The sequence below is a fragment of the Phyllobacterium bourgognense genome (genome assembly GCF_003337575.1).
GTDB classification, from domain to species: domain Bacteria; phylum Pseudomonadota; class Alphaproteobacteria; order Rhizobiales; family Rhizobiaceae; genus Phyllobacterium; species Phyllobacterium bourgognense.
The window spans coordinates 28,563-45,896 of sequence record NZ_QPJM01000014.1 but is presented as its reverse complement, the minus strand read 5'-3'; the positions used below and the strand labels follow the sequence as shown (position 1 = coordinate 45,896).

Genomic DNA, 17,334 nt, shown 5'->3' with positions numbered 1-17,334 from the left:
CAACCTGATCACGTGGGAACCAAATCCTCGTTCGCGTGTTTCGGAGCTGTGCAGTTTTCGAGGCGAGGGAGGAAGGAATGTCCCTAACGACAATTCTGATCATAATTCTCATCTTGGCGCTTATCGGTGTGTTTCCAACTTGGCCTCACGCCAGGAATTGGGGCTACGGTCCCTCCGGACTCGTCGGATTAGTTCTGGTCGTTCTGTTGATTTTACTTCTGATGGGCAGAATTTGACGCATTTTTAGACCTAAGTACGAGCAATCGTCCGACAGCTTAAAAGGAGTTTTACAATGTTACGCGGTGTCTTGCTTTGGCTGATTGGTCTGCCCCTTCCGATCATCCTGATTTTGTGGCTTATGGGCTATCTCTCATAAGCTTGAAAAAGGTTGACCGCTTGCAGCGGTCTCCAATGCATGGAACAAATGCTGCAGACCAAAGTTCTCGACTGATATCCCGACGTTTTCTCAAGGAGTTTTTCAATGGCTACGGTTACTTCAAAAATTCGCAAAGCGGTTGACGACGCGACCGATAGCAATTCGGATTTGCAAGCCCAGGTCACGGCTCTGAAGGAGGATATCGCGAACATCGCAGCAACGCTTGCCAAGATTGGAAAGAGTTCTGCCAAGGACGCCACGCGCAGCGCAGCAAGTTCTTACGAAACTGCAAAAGTCCGCAGTGAGGAAACGTTGGAAGATCTTCGCATGCAGGCTCGTGAGCTCGAAGACCAGCTCACCGAGACTGTTCGTGAACATCCCTTGACCACGATTGCCGTCGCCGCCGGTGTCGGTTTTCTTCTCGCCCTGATCGCCCGCCGCTGACATGCTCAAACTGTTAGCTCCACTTTTTACCAGCGTCGCCGCGGGTGAGGTTGGCCTCGTGATAAGCAGACTGAAGCGCAACGCTATCTTCTCTGGCGTTATCGCTGTGCTGGCAACTATCGGAGTGATTTTCCTGGTTGTGGCTGCCTATATCGCCCTTGCCGAGCGCTACGGCGACATGCGTGCATCGTTGATCCTCGCCGGTAGCGCATTCGGCTTGGCTATCATTACTTACATCGTCATGAAGTTTGTCGAACGCGCCGCGCGAAATCGCCAGCGCGAACGTGCAAAGGTTGACACATCTGCTCTTCTTACAGTGGCAGCTCTTGCTGCAGCACCGGTTGTTCTGCGATCGCGCGCGCTCATGCTGCTCGCAGTTCCTCTCGTGGCATTCGGAGGTCTATCGCTTCTGACGAAACCAAAGAAGAAGAAGAAACGGCGTCCTGAAGACACCTCATCTCTGGGCAAGGATATTTGAATGATCGCGGATTGGCATGGAAATCAACGCCTCCATACCAGTTTCGGGATAGCTTAACCTGACGCTGCTCGACAGAACCTTATCAAGGCTGCGCTCGATCAGTCTTTCACCAAGCCCTCGCACTTCCGGAGGCAGCACTCTTGGACCGTTGGATTCGACCCAGTGGATTGTAACGCGGGACTCATCGAGACCGGGCTCTATCTGCCATGAGACCCGCACACGACCGTCGGCGACGGAAAGGGCCCCATGTCGCGCTGCATTGGTCGCAAGCTCGTGCAGCGCAATGCCAAGCCCGAGCGCGTGGTCCGGCGGCAGCACCATGTCCTCTCCGGAAAGTTCGATTTGCCGAGGATCAAAACCCGCATAAGGCTCCACTTGCTTGGCAATTAGATCGACTAGGCTGATGCCGCTCCATTCCCGATCAGAAAGCAATGTGTGTGCTTCCGAAATGGCCCGAAGGCGCCCCGAAAACGCTTCCATGAACTCGGCTGGATCGGACGTTCGATTGAGCGTCTGCCGTGCCAGTGATTGCAACATCGCCAAGGTGTTTTTGACACGGTGGTTCAACTCGCGCAGCAAAAGCCGCGTCTTTTCGGCAGCCTTCTTTGTGTCCGTAATATCAATATTGACACCAACGGCAACCACCGGTCTCCCTTGGGCATCGCGTTCGAAAATACGGCCGCGCCCTAGAAGCCATTGACCTGATGACGCAGCGCGGAATTCTCCGACATAATCCTGATTGTTGATGAGTGCGCGTGTGAAGGCTGATTTCATCCTTGGAAAATCGTCTGGGTGCATTGCTCTGAAGACGTCTTCGCCGCTGACAGGATGATCGGGACTAAGGTCAAGCATGGAATAGGCCATCCTGTTGCCGGTGAACTTGCCCGTGCGCAGATCCCATACCCAACTGCCGACATTGCCGACCTCAAGTGCCATGGAATTACGATCTTCATCCTGATGCATCCTTGCCACGGCATCGGTTCCCGTGCGGAATTCTCGTTTGAGCGTGATAAACGAACCGGCAAGTCTTGCCAGATGCATGAGTTGCTCTTGCTGGATTGAAGCGAATTCCGTTCGCGGCTCGTCTGACAGGACACTGAGAGCTCCAATGCATTCGTCGGAGACACAGATCGGTGCAACGGCCAGGAAACGAAGATTTGGCCCATGGGTTACAGCATCGATTTCGGAGTAGCGCACATCCTCGGCAGCGTCCAGTATGATCAGGCAACTCCTGTCAGGTGCGGCCAGTGAACTGGCTTCAACAGCCCAGATGTTGGCTATACCAAGACGGCCGGCAGAGGACAGGACACGGCTTCTTTTCTCATCCACAAGCGTGATCTGTGCGCCTCTGCTGTTGGACATGGACAGTGCGAGTTCCGTCAAACAATGAAGTTCACTGTCACGTTCGCGAATTTCAAGCGTTCTCAAACTCGAAAGAACATCACGACGCGACGACCCCGACAGAAATTCTAACGTGCTTTCTGAAATGTTTTCCGATCTCATATCCACATGATGGCACGCATGGCCACCCTACTCATACCCACCTATTCAGCTTCCTCAAGAACGCAACCCTTTGGCCTTTGTTCCTTGATCGGAACATTTATGCAGCACCTTCGTTTTCACTAGGCTATCCAAGGAGGCCGAAATGCTTGAAGCGAATGACATTCTTTCTGACGAAAGCCTGAGCAGGGTGCAGAAGATCGCCAAACTGGAAGAACTGTTGAGCGAGGCTCGGGGACTACAGCGAGCAGCCACAGAAAGTGGTATGGATCCCGATGATGGTGTGACGCGAAATTTGCGGGATATCGAACTTGCCCTTGACCAGTTGAACGCCGAAAAACCGGAAACAGGTGCGGCAACGCTGTGACCAAGGCATCACTCATCTTTTTCGGTGGCCTCCTCTGGCTTTACCTCCATGAGGCCCGGTAGCGCCACCTTCACCAAGGTGCCTCCACCCGGATTGACAGAGTAAGAAACGGACCCGCCGAACTGCTGGCAAAGCTGATCGACGATAAGCGACCCAAGTCCAGGTGAGCGTTTTTTTGACCTCTTCTGCATGCCGATCCCCGTATCGGCAATCTCCAGTCGCAGGACATCACCTTCATCGCGCACAAGATCAATTCTTATTTCTCCCGGCCTGTTGCCCGGAAAAGCGTGCTTTATGGCGTTCATCGTCAACTCGCCGATGATGATTCCCAAAGTGGTCGCATCGCGAGAGCTGAGGTTTATTGGGCCGAGCTGCGCAGCAATCCTGATATCCCGGTCATGGGCGGTCGACTGCTTGATGTCAGCGATGACGTCCGGCAAATATTCGTCAGCGCGGACGGTCTCATGATCCTTGCCAAGTCGCAGACGTCTGTGGGCGGACGAAATGGTCTGAATTCTGTCGCGCGCAGCTCCAAGTGCTGCGCGTATTTCCTCCGATGATACGTCCCGCATCTGGATACCGAGTAGCGACGAGACGGTCGCAAGCGAATTTCCGATACGATGATCGGAATCCTGCAGCAGTGTTTCCACGCGCGCCCGCTCCCGTTTTGCCAAGAGCATGGCTTTTTCGAGCTCCGCCGTCCTGTTCTGGACCATGCTTTCCAAAATCATTTTTTCTGAACGAAGCAATGTTTGTCCCTCTGTCAGCTTGCGAACATAACGCCTGGTTCGGTTCGCAAGTATGACTGCCAGAATGAGGGCACCCCCGAGGGAAGAGAGCGCAGCAATCGTTAGCCAGCTTCTCATTCGATCCACAGCAATGTTTCGTTCAATCAGCCTTCGATCTTCTTCTGCGAGAAAGCTGTCGACAGTTTTGTTGATTTCATCGAGTTGACCAACGCCGAAATTTGATCCGAGGGACTCTCGCGCTTCCGTATTCATCCCCGCGACCGCCTGGGCAATTGCCGCGTCGACGTTTCTCTGTTTTGCTTTTGCCAGATCGCGGATTCGAGTCGCCGTAGCGTGCTGCCGCGGATTTCCCTTCGTCATTTCCGTAAGCGTGTTTAGACTCTCGTCGAGCCGGGCTGTTACGTTCCGATATTGATCGAGGAGCAGTGCGCTCTGCGTCAAGATGAACCCGCGTTGGCTGTTGTGAGCCTCGGTCATCAATGACAGCGAAACATACGCCTGTTCGCGCACCCTGTAGGTCGCGAGGATATCGTCGATCTGATTGTTGACGCTGCGCGCGAGGATAATCGTTGAGCCGGCCGAACCAATAATCATGCCGAGTGAAAGTACGATCGCCAAGCCCCTCAGCGGCCTCTGTGAAAAGCTCATGACAATTCTGCGCCACCACCACAAACAGTGTACCCTCCGTATGTTCGAAATGCCTTTGATATATGGTCGGAGCCTGCCCGGCAAACCCGGCGATCCAGAATTGTCCTGCATCGGGAATCTGCATCCGTTGGGTGGTTCTTAGTGGGGGGCCCGTTGATCTGCCGACCGTGCCCGAGCCTGTCGACTGACGCAAATGCTCGAGTTGTGCTCAGGCGAACTTGTTTGAGGTGACTTGCGTCGCAATCGAATCAGGACCGTAGTCCACTTCTCCCTGAATCTCGAGCAATTCCTGCAGACGAGTTCTGGCGCGACTCACGCGGCTTTTGATCGTTCCGACGGCGCACTCGCAGATCTCGGCAGCCTCCTCGTAGGAAAAGCCCGAAGCGCCGACCAGTATGATCGCCTCGCGCTGATCGTCGGGCAGTTTTTCGAGCGCCTTGCGAAAATCCTGCAGGTCAAGCGAGCCGTATTGTGCCGGATGAACGGACAACTGCTCCGTAAATATCCCATCGGAATCCTGGACTTCACGCCCGCGCTTGCGCATCTGACTGTAAAATTCGTTGCGTAAGATCGTAAACAGCCAAGCCTTGATATTGGTGCCGGGCTCGAACGAATCCTGTTTGGCCCATGCTTTCATAATCGTATCCTGCACAAGGTCATCCGCCCTGTCCGGATTACCGATCAGTGACACTGCAAATGCTCGCAGTTTCGGCAAGGCAGCAATCAAATCTCTCTTGAAGTCGGCAGATTCATGTACCATTCAACAGCCTGTTATTTGGATGATTGCGTATGATTGCGTTCAGCCTCATCAAGCTTTTCAAGAAGATCGAGAAAACGAGCCGGTATTTCTTCCTCCTGCACCGATGCGTAAAGCGCGCGTAACTTCAGACCAATTTCTGTTTCAGCATTCTTGATGTCGCGGCGACGAACTCGCACCTTTTCAGGAGCGTCAATAGAATTCTTTTTGGCGTTCATTGTCTGATCTTTGCTGGTGGTTCGTCGCTGTAGTATGAATAGAGCCTGTACCCAAGGCACATTAATGATGACAATTCCTGACAAAGAAGAAAGTTCCGTTACAGGGAACTTTTTTTTTGCGAAAGTGTTTCAGGAAGGAACTCACCACGCCTCAGTACCCCACCCGAAACAGGGAAATCACTATAATGTCATTGTCCACCCGGATAGCCCCTCATCTGCCATATCTTCGCCGTTTCGCTCGCGCTATCACCGGCTCGCAATCTTCCGGCGATGCCTATGTTGCGGCGACGCTTGAAATTCTCATCACCGACGTTTCCCTTTTCCCTCAAGCAGGCTCCGATCGTGCTAGCCTCTACAAGCTGCTGATCAAACATTTCAACTCCGTCAATGTCCGGCCTCTCGAACTGAAATCCGAGTTCGGCTGGGAGCGACACGCAGCGGCCAACCTTACTGCCATCGCGCCGAAAGCCCGCCAGGCCTTCCTGCTGATCAGCCTTGAAGGTTTCAGCCAGTCAGAGACGATGGAAATTCTAGAAGTGACGGATAGCGAACTTTACGGGCTGTTGGATGAAGCATCCGTCGGCATTTCGAAACAGATCGCAACCGACATTCTGATTATTGAGGACGAACCTTTGATCGCCATGGATATCGAGCACATGGTCCAGACGCTCGGGCACCGCGTAGTCGGCATTGCGCGCACGCGCGACGAGGCGCTCAAGATTTACTCCGCCACCCATCCGAGCATGATTCTGGCAGATATCCAGCTTGCAGACGGAAGCTCCGGTATCGACGCGGTGAACAACATTCTCAGCCAGGATGCCGTTCCCGTTATTTTCATCACCGCCTTCCCCGAAAGGTTGCTGACAGGAGAACGGCCGGAACCCACATTCCTTGTCACCAAACCGTTCAACCCTGATATGGTGAAGGCATTAATCACCCAGGCACTGTTCTTCAAAGAAAGCAGCAAAGCCAAAGCATAGAGCGGGTCAACCTCCTGCCTCGGGAACAAAAGGGCGTCTTGGCCGTTTTGAATCCGACAAGACAGGGAGATGATAAATGCTTTATTATGCTGTAATTTTTCTGATCATAGCACTTGTGGCAGGAGCGTTAGGGTTCGGCGGTATTGCCGGTGCCTCGGCGGGCATCGCCCAGATCATTTTCTATGTGTTCCTGGCGCTGCTGCTGATCTCGTTGATCGCCAGTATCATACGCCGCGCTTAGCTGCGGCAAATCACAAAAACCGCCGGTTTCGTACCGGCGGTTTTTGTGTTTTTAGAGCACCTGCCTGGGATTGCGGCAAACTCAATTTTTGTAGTAGGTCACGCTATATGAAGCGTGGGAGCCAAGGGTGTTCTGGCGAAATTTCAGCATGGCCTCACTTGATGGCCCACCAATCAATTGGTCAAAACTTGCGCGCCTCGCTCCGCGTGCAATCGTTCTGTACATCCTTGCCATTTTAGTACTGCGCCTCTTTCTTTCACGGTTTATGGAAATTGATGAGGCGCAATTCGTTGGCGAAGTTGCGTTCGCTTGGAACTATGGCAACTCGCATCCGCCAATGTACAATTGGCTGGTGCGACTCGCGCTCGAACTAACTGGTTGGAACTGGGTTCTTGCTGTCGCTCTGGTGCGCCTTTCCCTGCTTGGGCTCTATCACTGGCTTAGTTTCGATACTGCGCGCCGACTGGGTGGTGACCGCGCAGGCGTACTAGCATTAACTGCGTCGGCGTTTCTGCCGCAGATCGTCTGGATGTCCATCCAGACTACAGCACATACTATTCTCGTTATTTCCGCATCAATCGGCATCGTTCATGCCTTTGCCCTGTTGCGTGAGGGGAAGGGTACGCGGGCATACATCTGGTTTGGTATCTGGGCGGCAATCGGGGCCTTGGCCAAATATAACTTCTTCATTTTTCTGGTCAGCTTCTTCATCGCCGCGGCGATGACTGCACCAATTCGCCGTCAATTGTTCGAGCGGCGGATCTGGATCTCGATTGCTATTTTCATTGCCGCTTTTACACCCGTCATTGTCGCTTCCCTCAACGCACCCTTGGCGGCGACAGCCGGCAGAATGCATAAGCTTGCGCAGGCCATCGGCTACCTGGAATCATTCGATCTTCCGCGGGTAGGGATCGACGGGCTAGCCAGCCTCCTGATTTCAACTTTCCTGTGGGCTGGCCCTGCGCTCATAATCTTCTGGATTGGTCGGAGTCGCGATCATCCACGTCCCCCGCCGGATGGCGGCGCGGATGTCCGCAAGCTCCTGCTTCGCACGATACTGATCGGCCTTGGCGCCTTTGCCGTATTGGTTTTCATTGCCGATTACCATTCCGTCGCAGAGCGCTATATGGCCCCGATTCTGGCACCAACTGCGATCCTTTTGGCGCTTTCTTTGCCGCAGGTACTTGGCGCACGCAATGTACTGGTCATATCAGGCGCAATGTACATCCTTGCCCCCCTGGCAGTCGCAATGATTGCCCTGTTCGGCACCCCTCGATTCAATTTTCCCTTCGACGGCGTAGCCGATGCGATCCGCGCACAGAATCCCACGCCTGCGAGGATCGCGTCCAACCGTCAGGATGATGCGGGCAATGTGGCAGCGCTCTTGCATTGGCCGCCTGAACGGGGCGAAGCCTCGGATATTGTTCTGGTCTGGCAGGGTAATGACGACCCTGGCGAAGAAGCACTAGCGCGATTACCCACCGACGCACAGCCGATCGGACCGGTAACACGGGTGACCGCGCGAGTGCGAAACTTCAATGGTGAATTGCGAACCTTTAGCTTCCAGCGCTATTCATCTCGGTTACCGATACCGGATCAGAATAGCGGCGGATGAGCCAGAAAACGCCGACTGTATCAAGAAACGCCACCGCGGCGCGGTCAAAAAAACCATATTTCGATACGCCGGCCAGTCTTGGCCGGTCCTCGACGTCGACCTCGATTACTGGCAGCCCGGCCCGTTGCGACAAAGCCGGAATAAACCGATGCATGTTGTCGAAATAGGGCAGACTTTGCGCTACTACAGCCGGAAGAATCTTGAAACCGCAGCCCGCATCCCGGCAATCATCCTTCAGCAGCCGTTTGCGCACGAAATTGGCGGATCTTGAAGTCAACAGTTTGACGATACCATCGTTACGCCGTTTCCTTACACCCGCGAAAAGCGCCGGAGATGCGCGCTCAAGGCGAGGCCACAATCGCGCAATATCCATCGGGTCATTCTGGCCATCGCCATCCAGCGTCGCAATCCACCGGCCTTGGGCCGCCCGAAAGCCACTGATCAAGGCGCGTGATTTGCCGGTGCGTTTTTTGTGGCACAGCACACGGATGTGGTCGCCGGCCGCTGCTGCTTCCTGCGCCGATCCATCAGCGGACCCGTCATCGACCACAATGATTTCATAGGATGGGCCGGATAAGAGCGCCGTATTAATTTCCCTCACCAGGTTTCCGATGTTGCCGGACTCGTTGTAGCATGGGATTACGATCGTCAAATCGGTCATGTTGAGAACCATTGGTGAAGGGGATGCCACATCCGGATGCCCAATATCACTGAGTGATTTTGCAGATGCAGCCACCACCTAAATATAGATATGTTGGAGCGAATTCCATCCCCTTGGACAGTATCCACGTCAAGAAGCATCGACCAAAGGTCAATGCGACTATCGGAGCGCCGTAATTCCGCCACGTCCATGAATGCTAAATCATCCGACTTTCGACGCGGCTGGTTTATGGTTAATACTTCATTAATCGAAGTCTTCCTAAAGTCGGGATCAAACCATCGCTCTAGTCCGGTCCAGCAATGAAATTTGAGGCATTAAAGGCAACACTGAAAGTCAAACGCACATTCTCACATGTCGTTTTCCTGATTGTAGCCTTGGCCGGCATGTCAGTCATTCCATCGTTTGTTCAAGCGCAAGAAAATGGCTTGCAACCGGCTCCGGAACCTTTGGATGCAAAGCGCGCGCAAACTGCCAAGGAACTTGAAGACCTGACCGGGCAGATATCGCTGTCCTCGGAGCGTGTCACGGCGCTGGACAATGAAATCGCAGCGCTCAAAAAGGATCAAACCACGATAACCGCCGCACTCATCCAGTCGGCCAAGACCGAGAAAAAGTTGAGTGAGGATATAACCGGCTTCAGCGACAAGCTCGCCGGTCTGCGCGAACGGGAAGATAGCATAAAGACATCGCTGAAATCCCGGCGTGGTGCGCTCGCCGAAGTGCTGGCAGCCTTGCAGCGCATGGGCCTTAATCCGCCGCCGGCAATTCTAGTTCGTCCTGATGATGCCCTCGCATCGGTGCGAAGCGCGGTTCTTCTCGGTGCTGTTGTTCCCGAAATGCGTCAGCAAACCGAAACCCTGATTGCAGATCTCAAGGACCTAACCCGCGTCAAGACCTCGATTGACGAGGAACGGAGCCGTCTGACCGCCGCACTTTCAGGGCAGGCGGAAGAAAAGGCACGACTTGATCTGCTGCTGGCTGAGAAGCAAAAAATGCAAACCGCCTCTGAAGAAACGCGACTCGCCGAGCAACAGCATGCCGAGGACCTCGCCAAGCGCGCCACGTCGCTGCGTGATCTGATTACCACCATGGAAAAGGACATGCAGGAGGTCAAGAAGGCTGCCGAAGCTGCGAGTGCACAGGAGCAACAGAAGATGGCCGCAAGCCAGCAACGTGCCGATGATTTCGCCTCCAACCAAAGCCGCCTTTCGGCACAGGTCAATTTTGCGTCGCTGAAAGGCCATCTTTCCATGCCAGCAGCAGGCAAGCTGGTAAAGAATTTCGGCGACGATGACGGCGTAGGCGGCACGGTTCAGGGTGACACGCTCGCGACCGCTCCAGGTGCCACGATTACCTCACCGGTCGACGCCGTAGTCCTTTATGCGGGCGCATTCAGGTCATACGGTCAACTCTTGATACTTGACGCGGGCAATGGATATCATGTTGTCTTGGCGGGAATGAATAAAATCAACGTCTCTCAGAACCAGTTTGTACTGGCTGGAGAACCGGTCGGTGTGATGAACAAGCAACTTATTGCGAGTACCGCACCTGTTCCGATGGGAAATGGAGCTCCAATGCTTTACATTGAGTTCCGGAAGGATACAAAACCTGTTAATCCCGCTCCCTGGTGGGCGGAAAGGCTTGCTGGAAGGACCGCAAATGATACGTAGGCTAACGCTTCTCATGGCCGGAGCCCTGTTGGGTGCGACGGCAATGGTCGTTGTGCAGGGAGCTCTGCCCACAACCGCTGCAGAAGCTGCGGGCACCGATACCTATAAACAGCTATCAATTTTTGGTGATATTTTCGAACGCGTCCGCGCCCAATATGTCACGCCACCCGACGACAAAAAACTGGTCGAGAGCGCCATCAACGGCATGCTGACCTCGCTCGATCCACACTCATCCTACATGAATGCCGAACAGGCGCAGGACATGCGCGTTCAGACCAAGGGTGAATTCGGCGGCCTCGGTATCGAAGTCACCATGGAAAACGAACTTGTGAAGGTCATCGCTCCCATCGAAGACACGCCGGCATCGAAGGCTGGCGTCTTGGCGGGCGACTATATTTCGCAAATCGACGGCACTGAGGTGCGTGGCATGACGCTTACTGACGCCGTCGACAAGATGCGCGGTGAGGTGAACACGCCAATCGAACTGACGCTCATTCGTCAAGGTGCCGACAAGCCGATCAAGCTCACCATTGTCCGCGACGTGGTCAAGGTCAAAGCTGTCCGCTCCCGGGTCGATAACGACGTAGGTTATGTCCGCGTCATTTCCTTCACCGAACAGACCTTCGAGGACCTGCAGAAGGCAATCAAGGATATCCAGAGCAAGGTCCCGGATGACAAGCTCAAGGGCTTTGTGCTCGATCTGCGCTTGAACCCCGGTGGTCTGCTCGACCAGGCGGTCGCCGTCTCCGATGCTTTCCTCGACAAGGGCGAGGTTGTCTCGACACGTGGCCGCGATCCGCAGGATATCACACGGTTCGACGCAAGGCCTGGTGATCTGACCAATGGCAAGCCCCTGATCGTCCTGATCAATGGCGGGTCGGCCAGTGCGTCGGAAATCGTAGCCGGCGCGTTGCAGGATCACCGCCGTGGAACGATCCTCGGCACGCGCTCGTTCGGTAAGGGTTCGGTACAGACCATTATACCGCTCGGCGAAAGCGGCGCATTGCGTCTGACGACGGCGCTTTATTACACGCCTGCTGGAAAATCCATCCAGGGCAAGGGAATCGTCCCGGACATAGCTGTCGACCAGCCGCTTCCCGCCGACCTTCAGGGCAAGGCGGAGCCAATGAGTGAATCCAGCCTGAAGGGTCACATCAAAGGCGTGCAAGAAGATGCCGAGGGTTCCGGGTCGATCGCCTATGTACCGCCGGATCCGAAGGACGACCTGCAGCTGATCCAGGCGCTGAAGCTTCTGCGCGGCGAACAGGCAAATGCAGCCTTCCCGGCTGATCCCAAGAAGGGTGTGCCTAACTGATATGAAAATGGGGACCGGACTTTTCTCCTATAGTCTGGTCCCCATGGTTCATTTTCCCAACCATGTTTCCTTCCCTGATATCCACTGCGGCCAAAACGCGTGAACTCCGATCTCAACCGGCCGCTGGGACAAAACGGCAAACGGCCAGACTCAAAATCTGACAAGATATCGCCAATCCGCTGGCTATTGCCATCGGCTGCGATTGTCTGCGTCCTCGGTCTTGCCTCGTTCGTCACCTACACCAGCCATCAAGGCTTCCGACGGCCCGCACCTGAACTGCCAAAGCCGCAGGTTGCGGAAGCCACACCGACCGTTATCCCGCCCCCCGCCCGAGCCCAGGACAGTAAAAGCCAGCCAAGCAATATCGTCACGGCGCCTGAAGGCGGCCCCAAGGTAATCGTCGTTGGCGATCCTGCGCGGCGCGCCCAGGATCCGCGCACTGCTCATATCCCCGAACCCGATATGCTGGAGCAAAGCCCGCAGGGGCCATTGCCCATGATTGCGCCCGATGGCCGTCGCCCACTCGATATCTATGCCCGGCCATGGTCGGGTACGCGCGGTGCTCGCGTCGCCATTGTCATCGGGGGGTTAGGCCTGTCGCAAACGGGGTCCCAACAGGCGATACGGGCGCTGCCTCCCGAAGTGACACTGGCCTTCTCGCCGGAAGGCAACAGCCTTCTCCGCTGGATGCAGGCAGCACGTCAGGATGGCCATGAAGTCCTGATGCAGATCCCGCTCGAACCCTACGACTATCCGCGGGTCAACCCGGGACGCAACACGCTGACCGTGGATGCGTCCCCGGCGGCGACTTTGGAAAACCTACACCGGACAATGGGCCGTATCACCAACTATACAGGTGTCATGAACTATATGGGCGCGCGCTTCACTGCTGAACCAGAAGCGATGACCACTGTTATTCAGGATGTTGCCAAGCGTGGCCTGCTCTATCTGGACGACGGCACATCGGCGCGCAGCAAGTCCGATAGCATTGCCGCGCAACAGGGCGCACCCTTCGCCGCTGCCGACCTGTTGATTGATGCGTCACAGGATCGCGGTACCATTCTGAAGAAGCTTGATGAGCTGGAGCGCATTGCCCGTGCCAAGGGGAGTGCCATCGCCACGGGCTCCGCTTTCGACGTAACAGTGGAGGCGGTCACATCATGGACCAATGAGGCGAAGGCCCGAGGTATAGAGATCGTTCCTATCTCCGCCCTTGTCCGCGATCCGCAAAAAGGTTAGCACCCGGTGGCCCCGGAGTATTTCGCATGAGCAAGAACAAGAAACCTGTCGATCCTGAATCCCTGCCCTACCGGCCTTGCGTTGGTATCATGGTGCTAAACGGGCAAGGTCTGGTCTGGGCCGGGCACCGCGTCGTCACTGCCAATGACGAAATGGATGGTGCAACGCAGCTATGGCAAATGCCGCAAGGCGGCATCGATCTAGGAGAAGATCCCGAACCGGCGGCCTTGCGCGAACTCTATGAGGAGACAGGTATGAAATCCGTATCACTCCTCGCCGAAGCGCCAAGTTGGATCAACTACGATTTGCCTGCTCATCTTGTTGGCGTTGCGCTAAAAGGCAAATATCGCGGTCAGACACAAAAATGGTTCGCCTATCGCTTCGACGGCAATGAAGCCGAAATTGCGATCAACCCGCCTCCCGGCGGTCATACGGCCGAATTCGACGAATGGGCGTGGAAGCCAATGGCACAATTGCCCGATCTCGTCGTTCCCTTCAAGCGCAAGGTCTATGAAGAGGTGGTCGCAGCGTTCAGGCATCTACTGGACTAATTTTAATCTTCGGGCCCGCGTGCCGGATCTCACCGATCAACGTGTATTCTCTTTTCTCGTTGTGTGCCCGATCAACGCCTCGAGCATTGTGTCCCAATCGTCTGGATGCAGTTCATGACCACCTCCTTCAATCTCAACCAGCTGCGCCTTTAGTACGATCTTGATGAATTCGCGACCATGTTCGACAGGAAAGATGGGATCAGACGTGCCGTGAATGACGAGAAGCGGCGGTTGAAGGCCGGTGAGTTGGTCCTTCCATTGGTCTCCGCCGGAAATCAGGAAATGGTTGGTTGCACTTTCAAATCGCCGCGCACGGTCATAGTCCGTTGCGATAAAGTCTCGTGCACTCTGCTCATCAAACGAATGCCTCGTACTGGAAATCGCGCGGACGTCGGCAAGCATGAACTCGATAACCTGCATGCGATCTGACCAATCGAGATCGGCGTAGCTGGCGGAATGCTCTGCGTAGGCGGCAGTCATTCCGGGCAGATGAGTGGTATCAACGCCGACGGGTGATGTGCTTATCAGTGTCAGCGTTCGCGATCGTTCGGGATATTTCAATGCCACAAGTTGTGCGATCATGCCTCCCATGGACATCCCAACGATATGCGCCGACGAGATGCCGTAGCCATCCAGCACGCAGATCGCATCATCGGTCATGTCGTCGAAGCTGTATTCAGGTTTGCCGGCCGGATAGTTTGTCGAAAGCCCCGTATCACGATTGTCATAGCGAATGACGTAGCTGCCTTTGGCTGCGAGACGCTGGCAGAACTCTTTCGGCCACCACAGCATCGAGGCCATTGCACCCATGATCAGCAGGATTGCCGGGTCATCCGGATTGCCGAATGCTTCAGTTGCCAGCTCGATCTCATCTGTCTTGACCAGTTTCGTTTGCATATGCGTCACCCTCTAGATTCACTCGCTAAATGTCATTGGGGCAATCGGTCCAAATCGTTGTAGAGCGCCTGACTGTGTCTATACAGTTTCTCGAAGAATATCTGCATCGGCGCGTACGTTTCCGACCAGCGCGGGTCCGGTATTATTTCATCAACGTAGGAAACATGGGCGTCCGCGGCCGCTTCCAGGCTAGCGAAGCGCCTCGTCGCTGTGGCTGCCATGATGGCGCAGCCGATGATGCCGCATTCAGCTTCAGCGGGCACAAGAATCGGTATGTTGTAGACGCTTGCCTTGATCCTCAACCAGAGGCTCGTCTTCGCGCCGCCGCCCGACGCGACTATCCGTTGAAGGGGCACCGCAGAAATCCCATCGAGAACATTGATGTGACGCTTCACCGCGAAGGCAACACCTTCAAGTATTGCACGGTGCATATGCGCCAGCCCGTGCGATGCACCTATCCCGAAATATTGTGCACGCGCATTGCGATGTTCGCCAAGCCGTTCGCCCGCGAGATACGGCACGAAGAACAGCCTTTCCGAACCCGGCGGGGCTTCTTCTGCCCTCGCAACGATATCGGAATATGATAGCTGCTTTTCGTGGAAAGCCCGACGAGCCCACCGCATGGCGTCGCCGCCCGATTCCAGCAGCATGAAGGCGCCCCAATTGCCCTCGACCGTTCCAACATTGCAAACGGCCGCCTCAAGCAGCGGCTGGTCCGCAACGGCAGTTATGATCGCGGAAGTGCCCATGACTTCCGATCCGATGCCCGGACGGCACACACCCGATCCAAGGAGCGCGGCCGGATAGTCCCCTGCCCCGACAAGGACCGGCGTCCCCTCGCGCAAGCCAGTCTCTATCGCAGCTTTTTCCGTGACGTGACCAAGAATCTCCAGCGGATTACGCAATGGCGCCAGCTTGATCCTGTCTAGGCCAAGAAGCCCGACCATCGTTTCCGACCATTCCATGGTCCTCGGATCCATGAGGAAGCTTGCACCACCATCGGTGCGATCCATGGCAATCTCGCCGGTCAGGCGCAGATTGATATAGTCCTTCGGCATAAGGACTGCTGCCGCCCTCCGATAGGCATCAGGGTCATTGTCGCGCAGCCACTGCAGCTTGAAACCCGGCCAGGCGGGCGTCGCCGGATTGGCAGAGTCAGCGAGATAGCTTTCCGGCCGATGCAATTTTTCGAAGGCGGCGACATAACCGACGGTGCGCTTGTCGTTCCACAGCGGTGCGGTGTCACGTACCAGTTTGCCGGCATCGTCTACGAGCACGGTTCCATGCATCTGGCCGCAGGCGGCAATGGCATCGATATTGGCGCGCGCGCGTGGAACCTTGTCGAGCACCTCGCGGATCGTCGCCACGACGCCCTGCCACCAATCGCCGGGCCGCTGCTCCGACCAGCCGAATTGCGGTACGATTTGCTCATGTTCCCGCGCGGCGATCACCAGGATTTTGCCCCTGGAATCCACCAGCGCGCTTCGCACACTTCCCGTGCCTACATCGATCGCAAGCGTGAGCTTACCTGCCAAGTGCTTCGCCCGTACTCTTCAAGAACAGATGCATCCTTTCGACATCGATCGGAATGTTGACGACATCATCGGGACGGATCGGCGAGCCCGCGGCAACCTGTGCCGTGAATGGCGCAGTCCCTGTCTTGCCAATGGCAAGCGTGTGTGGTCCGAGCGGCTCGATATCAGCCACTTTCAGCGGCACCGTTGGAAACGAACCCGTCGCAGTCATGGTATGCTCCGGCCTGATGCCAAGCACGACCTCTTCGCCGGCCGCGCTCGTCAGCGCTTGTGTTCGATTAGCCGGTATTGGCACCCTCACATCATTTCCCGCCCGAAAGCTGAGCCCGTTACCATCCCGCTCAAGCCGGCCTTCGATGAAGTTCATGCTTGGTGCCCCGATGAAGGCGGCGACGAACAGATTCTTCGGCGACTCATAAAGTGTGATCGGGTCCGCCGCCTGTTCGATACGTCCCTGGTTCATCACCACCACGCGATCGGCCATCGTCATCGCCTCTACTTGATCGTGCGTCACATAGACGATGGTGGTTTTCAGGCGGCGGTGCAGAAGCTTGATCTCGGTTCGCATTTCAATACGCAGCTTGGCATCGAGATTGGAAAGGGGCTCGTCGAATAGAAAGACTTCCGGCTGGCGTACAATGGCACGGCCGATGGCGACGCGCTGGCGTTGTCCGCCCGAAAGCGCGCTCGGCTTGCGCTGCAAATATGCCCCGAGGTTGAGAATCCGAGCCGCGTTTGCGACCGAGGTTTCAATGTCGGCCTTCGACGTGCCCCGCACCTTCATGCCATAACCGATATTCTCGGCGACCGTCATGTGGGGATAAAGCGCGTAGTTCTGGAACACCATTGAACAGTTGCGCAAACCTGGACGGAGATTGGTGACATCGCGGTCACCAATGCGGATTTCTCCGGACGTCGCCTGCTCCAGGCCGGCGATCATGCGCAGGGTTGTCGTCTTCCCGCAACCTGAGGGCCCGACAAGCACAACGAATTCCTTATCAGCGATCACCAGATCGAGTGGTGGAATAACCTCGACCTTGCCGAACGATTTGGTGACCTGTTGCAAACGCACTAGGGACATGCTGTGCCTTTT

19 protein-coding genes are annotated in these 17,334 nt (G+C 55.6%); 11 read left to right on the top strand and 8 right to left on the bottom strand.

Annotated features, from left to right (window positions below):
• Nucleotides 1-77: 77 nt before the first annotated feature.
• The 3 genes from C7476_RS20535 to C7476_RS20525 all read left to right on the top strand — a co-directional run bounded on the left by C7476_RS20535 (nt 78) and on the right by C7476_RS20525 (nt 1,298).
• Nucleotides 78-236: a DUF3309 family protein gene (locus C7476_RS20535; protein ID WP_114431723.1), complete on the top strand. Its 159-nt coding sequence runs from the start codon at nt 78-80 to the stop codon at nt 234-236.
• Nucleotides 237-481: 245 nt separating this feature from the next.
• Nucleotides 482-820 (top strand): ElaB/YgaM/YqjD family protein, encoded by a 339-nt coding sequence (locus C7476_RS20530; RefSeq protein WP_114431722.1) that lies wholly within the window; start codon nt 482-484, stop codon nt 818-820.
• A gap of 58 nt (nt 821-878) precedes the next feature.
• Complete coding sequence (locus tag C7476_RS20525) at nt 879-1,298, top strand: YwiC-like family protein (RefSeq protein ID WP_147274693.1); 420 nt, start codon at nt 879-881, stop codon at nt 1,296-1,298.
• On the opposite strand, the gene C7476_RS20520 is transcribed toward C7476_RS20525, so the two are convergent.
• Nucleotides 1,275-2,660 (bottom strand): HWE histidine kinase domain-containing protein, encoded by a 1,386-nt coding sequence (locus C7476_RS20520; RefSeq protein WP_181872534.1) that lies wholly within the window; start codon nt 2,658-2,660, stop codon nt 1,275-1,277. The genes C7476_RS20525 and C7476_RS20520 overlap by 24 nt on opposite strands.
• Nucleotides 2,661-2,943: 283 nt before the next feature.
• On the opposite strand from C7476_RS20520, the gene C7476_RS20515 reads away from it, so the two are divergent.
• Nucleotides 2,944-3,165, top strand: coding sequence for a hypothetical protein (locus C7476_RS20515; RefSeq protein WP_114431719.1), 222 nt, complete (start codon nt 2,944-2,946; stop codon nt 3,163-3,165).
• An 8-nt stretch (nt 3,166-3,173) separates the two neighbouring features.
• On the opposite strand, the gene C7476_RS20510 is transcribed toward C7476_RS20515, so the two are convergent.
• The 3 genes from C7476_RS20510 to C7476_RS20500 form a co-directional block, all read right to left on the bottom strand.
• Nucleotides 3,174-4,562: a sensor histidine kinase gene (locus C7476_RS20510; RefSeq protein WP_181872533.1), complete on the bottom strand. Its 1,389-nt coding sequence runs from the start codon at nt 4,560-4,562 to the stop codon at nt 3,174-3,176.
• Nucleotides 4,563-4,770: 208 nt separating this feature from the next.
• Nucleotides 4,771-5,322 (bottom strand): RNA polymerase sigma factor, encoded by a 552-nt coding sequence (locus tag C7476_RS20505; protein WP_112532195.1) that lies wholly within the window; start codon nt 5,320-5,322, stop codon nt 4,771-4,773.
• 11 nt (nt 5,323-5,333) lie between these two features.
• A complete protein-coding gene (locus C7476_RS20500; RefSeq protein WP_112532194.1) occupies nt 5,334-5,537 on the bottom strand; it encodes a NepR family anti-sigma factor in 204 nt (67 codons plus the stop codon).
• 185 nt (nt 5,538-5,722) lie between these two features.
• On the opposite strand from C7476_RS20500, the gene C7476_RS20495 reads away from it, so the two are divergent.
• From C7476_RS20495 to C7476_RS20485, 3 genes are all read left to right on the top strand, one after another.
• A complete protein-coding gene (locus C7476_RS20495) occupies nt 5,723-6,517 on the top strand; it encodes a response regulator (protein WP_114431717.1) in 795 nt (264 codons plus the stop codon).
• Nucleotides 6,518-6,593: 76 nt separating this feature from the next.
• A complete protein-coding gene (locus C7476_RS20490) occupies nt 6,594-6,758 on the top strand; it encodes a DUF1328 domain-containing protein (protein WP_027231091.1) in 165 nt (54 codons plus the stop codon).
• 148 nt (nt 6,759-6,906) lie between these two features.
• Nucleotides 6,907-8,373, top strand: coding sequence for an ArnT family glycosyltransferase (locus tag C7476_RS20485; RefSeq protein WP_114431716.1), 1,467 nt, complete (start codon nt 6,907-6,909; stop codon nt 8,371-8,373).
• Here the strand turns inward: C7476_RS20485 and C7476_RS20480 are convergent.
• On the bottom strand, nt 8,315-9,034 hold the full coding sequence (locus C7476_RS20480) for a glycosyltransferase family 2 protein (RefSeq protein WP_114431785.1): 720 nt from the start codon (nt 9,032-9,034) through the stop codon (nt 8,315-8,317). The genes C7476_RS20485 and C7476_RS20480 overlap by 59 nt on opposite strands.
• Before the next feature lie 299 nt (nt 9,035-9,333).
• Between C7476_RS20480 and C7476_RS20475 the strand changes: the two genes are divergently transcribed.
• From C7476_RS20475 to C7476_RS20460, 4 genes are all read left to right on the top strand, one after another.
• Nucleotides 9,334-10,704 (top strand): murein hydrolase activator EnvC family protein, encoded by a 1,371-nt coding sequence (locus tag C7476_RS20475; protein WP_245426438.1) that lies wholly within the window; start codon nt 9,334-9,336, stop codon nt 10,702-10,704.
• Nucleotides 10,694-12,019 carry a S41 family peptidase gene (locus tag C7476_RS20470; protein WP_112532191.1) on the top strand — a complete coding sequence of 442 codons (1,326 nt, stop codon included), beginning with the start codon at nt 10,694-10,696 and terminating at the stop codon, nt 12,017-12,019. The genes C7476_RS20475 and C7476_RS20470 overlap by 11 nt, the downstream gene beginning before the upstream one ends.
• Nucleotides 12,020-12,118: 99 nt before the next feature.
• Nucleotides 12,119-13,258, top strand: a complete 1,140-nt coding sequence (locus C7476_RS20465) for a divergent polysaccharide deacetylase family protein (protein WP_181872532.1) — start codon at nt 12,119-12,121, stop codon at nt 13,256-13,258.
• Between the two features lie 26 nt (nt 13,259-13,284).
• Nucleotides 13,285-13,809 (top strand): RNA pyrophosphohydrolase, encoded by a 525-nt coding sequence (locus tag C7476_RS20460; RefSeq protein ID WP_114431715.1) that lies wholly within the window; start codon nt 13,285-13,287, stop codon nt 13,807-13,809.
• Nucleotides 13,810-13,845: 36 nt separating this feature from the next.
• On the opposite strand, the gene C7476_RS20455 is transcribed toward C7476_RS20460, so the two are convergent.
• The 3 genes from C7476_RS20455 to C7476_RS20445 are packed head-to-tail and all read right to left on the bottom strand — an operon-like array spanning nt 13,846 to nt 17,322.
• Nucleotides 13,846-14,706, bottom strand: a complete 861-nt coding sequence (locus tag C7476_RS20455; RefSeq protein ID WP_114431714.1) for an alpha/beta fold hydrolase — start codon at nt 14,704-14,706, stop codon at nt 13,846-13,848.
• Nucleotides 14,707-14,738: 32 nt separating this feature from the next.
• The gene (locus C7476_RS20450) at nt 14,739-16,241 is read right to left on the bottom strand and encodes a xylulokinase (protein WP_114431713.1); all 1,503 of its coding nucleotides are present in this window, start codon (nt 16,239-16,241) and stop codon (nt 14,739-14,741) included.
• Nucleotides 16,231-17,322, bottom strand: coding sequence for an ABC transporter ATP-binding protein (locus C7476_RS20445; protein WP_114431712.1), 1,092 nt, complete (start codon nt 17,320-17,322; stop codon nt 16,231-16,233). Before C7476_RS20445 ends, C7476_RS20450 begins: the two co-directional genes overlap by 11 nt.
• Between the last annotated feature and the right edge of the window lie 12 nt (nt 17,323-17,334).

What these genes read in the sequence shown, in the direction of transcription:
- C7476_RS20445 (WP_114431712.1), bottom strand. Translation starts at nt 17,322, where the DNA reads ATGTCCCTAGTGCGTTTGCAACAGGTCACCAAATCGTTCGGCAAGGTC.
- C7476_RS20455 (WP_114431714.1), bottom strand. Translation starts at nt 14,706, where the DNA reads ATGCAAACGAAACTGGTCAAGACAGATGAGATCGAGCTGGCAACTGAA.
- C7476_RS20470 (WP_112532191.1), top strand. Translation starts at nt 10,694, where the DNA reads ATGATACGTAGGCTAACGCTTCTCATGGCCGGAGCCCTGTTGGGTGCG.
- C7476_RS20485 (WP_114431716.1), top strand. Translation starts at nt 6,907, where the DNA reads ATGGCCTCACTTGATGGCCCACCAATCAATTGGTCAAAACTTGCGCGC.
- C7476_RS20515 (WP_114431719.1), top strand. Translation starts at nt 2,944, where the DNA reads ATGCTTGAAGCGAATGACATTCTTTCTGACGAAAGCCTGAGCAGGGTG.
- C7476_RS20500 (WP_112532194.1), bottom strand. Translation starts at nt 5,537, where the DNA reads ATGAACGCCAAAAAGAATTCTATTGACGCTCCTGAAAAGGTGCGAGTT.
- C7476_RS20480 (WP_114431785.1), bottom strand. Translation starts at nt 9,034, where the DNA reads ATGACCGATTTGACGATCGTAATCCCATGCTACAACGAGTCCGGCAAC.
- C7476_RS20520 (WP_181872534.1), bottom strand. Translation starts at nt 2,660, where the DNA reads ATGTCCAACAGCAGAGGCGCACAGATCACGCTTGTGGATGAGAAAAGA.
- C7476_RS20530 (WP_114431722.1), top strand. Translation starts at nt 482, where the DNA reads ATGGCTACGGTTACTTCAAAAATTCGCAAAGCGGTTGACGACGCGACC.
- C7476_RS20535 (WP_114431723.1), top strand. Translation starts at nt 78, where the DNA reads ATGTCCCTAACGACAATTCTGATCATAATTCTCATCTTGGCGCTTATC.
- C7476_RS20490 (WP_027231091.1), top strand. Translation starts at nt 6,594, where the DNA reads ATGCTTTATTATGCTGTAATTTTTCTGATCATAGCACTTGTGGCAGGA.
- C7476_RS20460 (WP_114431715.1), top strand. Translation starts at nt 13,285, where the DNA reads ATGAGCAAGAACAAGAAACCTGTCGATCCTGAATCCCTGCCCTACCGG.
- C7476_RS20510 (WP_181872533.1), bottom strand. Translation starts at nt 4,562, where the DNA reads ATGAGCTTTTCACAGAGGCCGCTGAGGGGCTTGGCGATCGTACTTTCA.
- C7476_RS20475 (WP_245426438.1), top strand. Translation starts at nt 9,334, where the DNA reads ATGAAATTTGAGGCATTAAAGGCAACACTGAAAGTCAAACGCACATTC.
- C7476_RS20505 (WP_112532195.1), bottom strand. Translation starts at nt 5,322, where the DNA reads ATGGTACATGAATCTGCCGACTTCAAGAGAGATTTGATTGCTGCCTTG.
- C7476_RS20495 (WP_114431717.1), top strand. Translation starts at nt 5,723, where the DNA reads ATGTCATTGTCCACCCGGATAGCCCCTCATCTGCCATATCTTCGCCGT.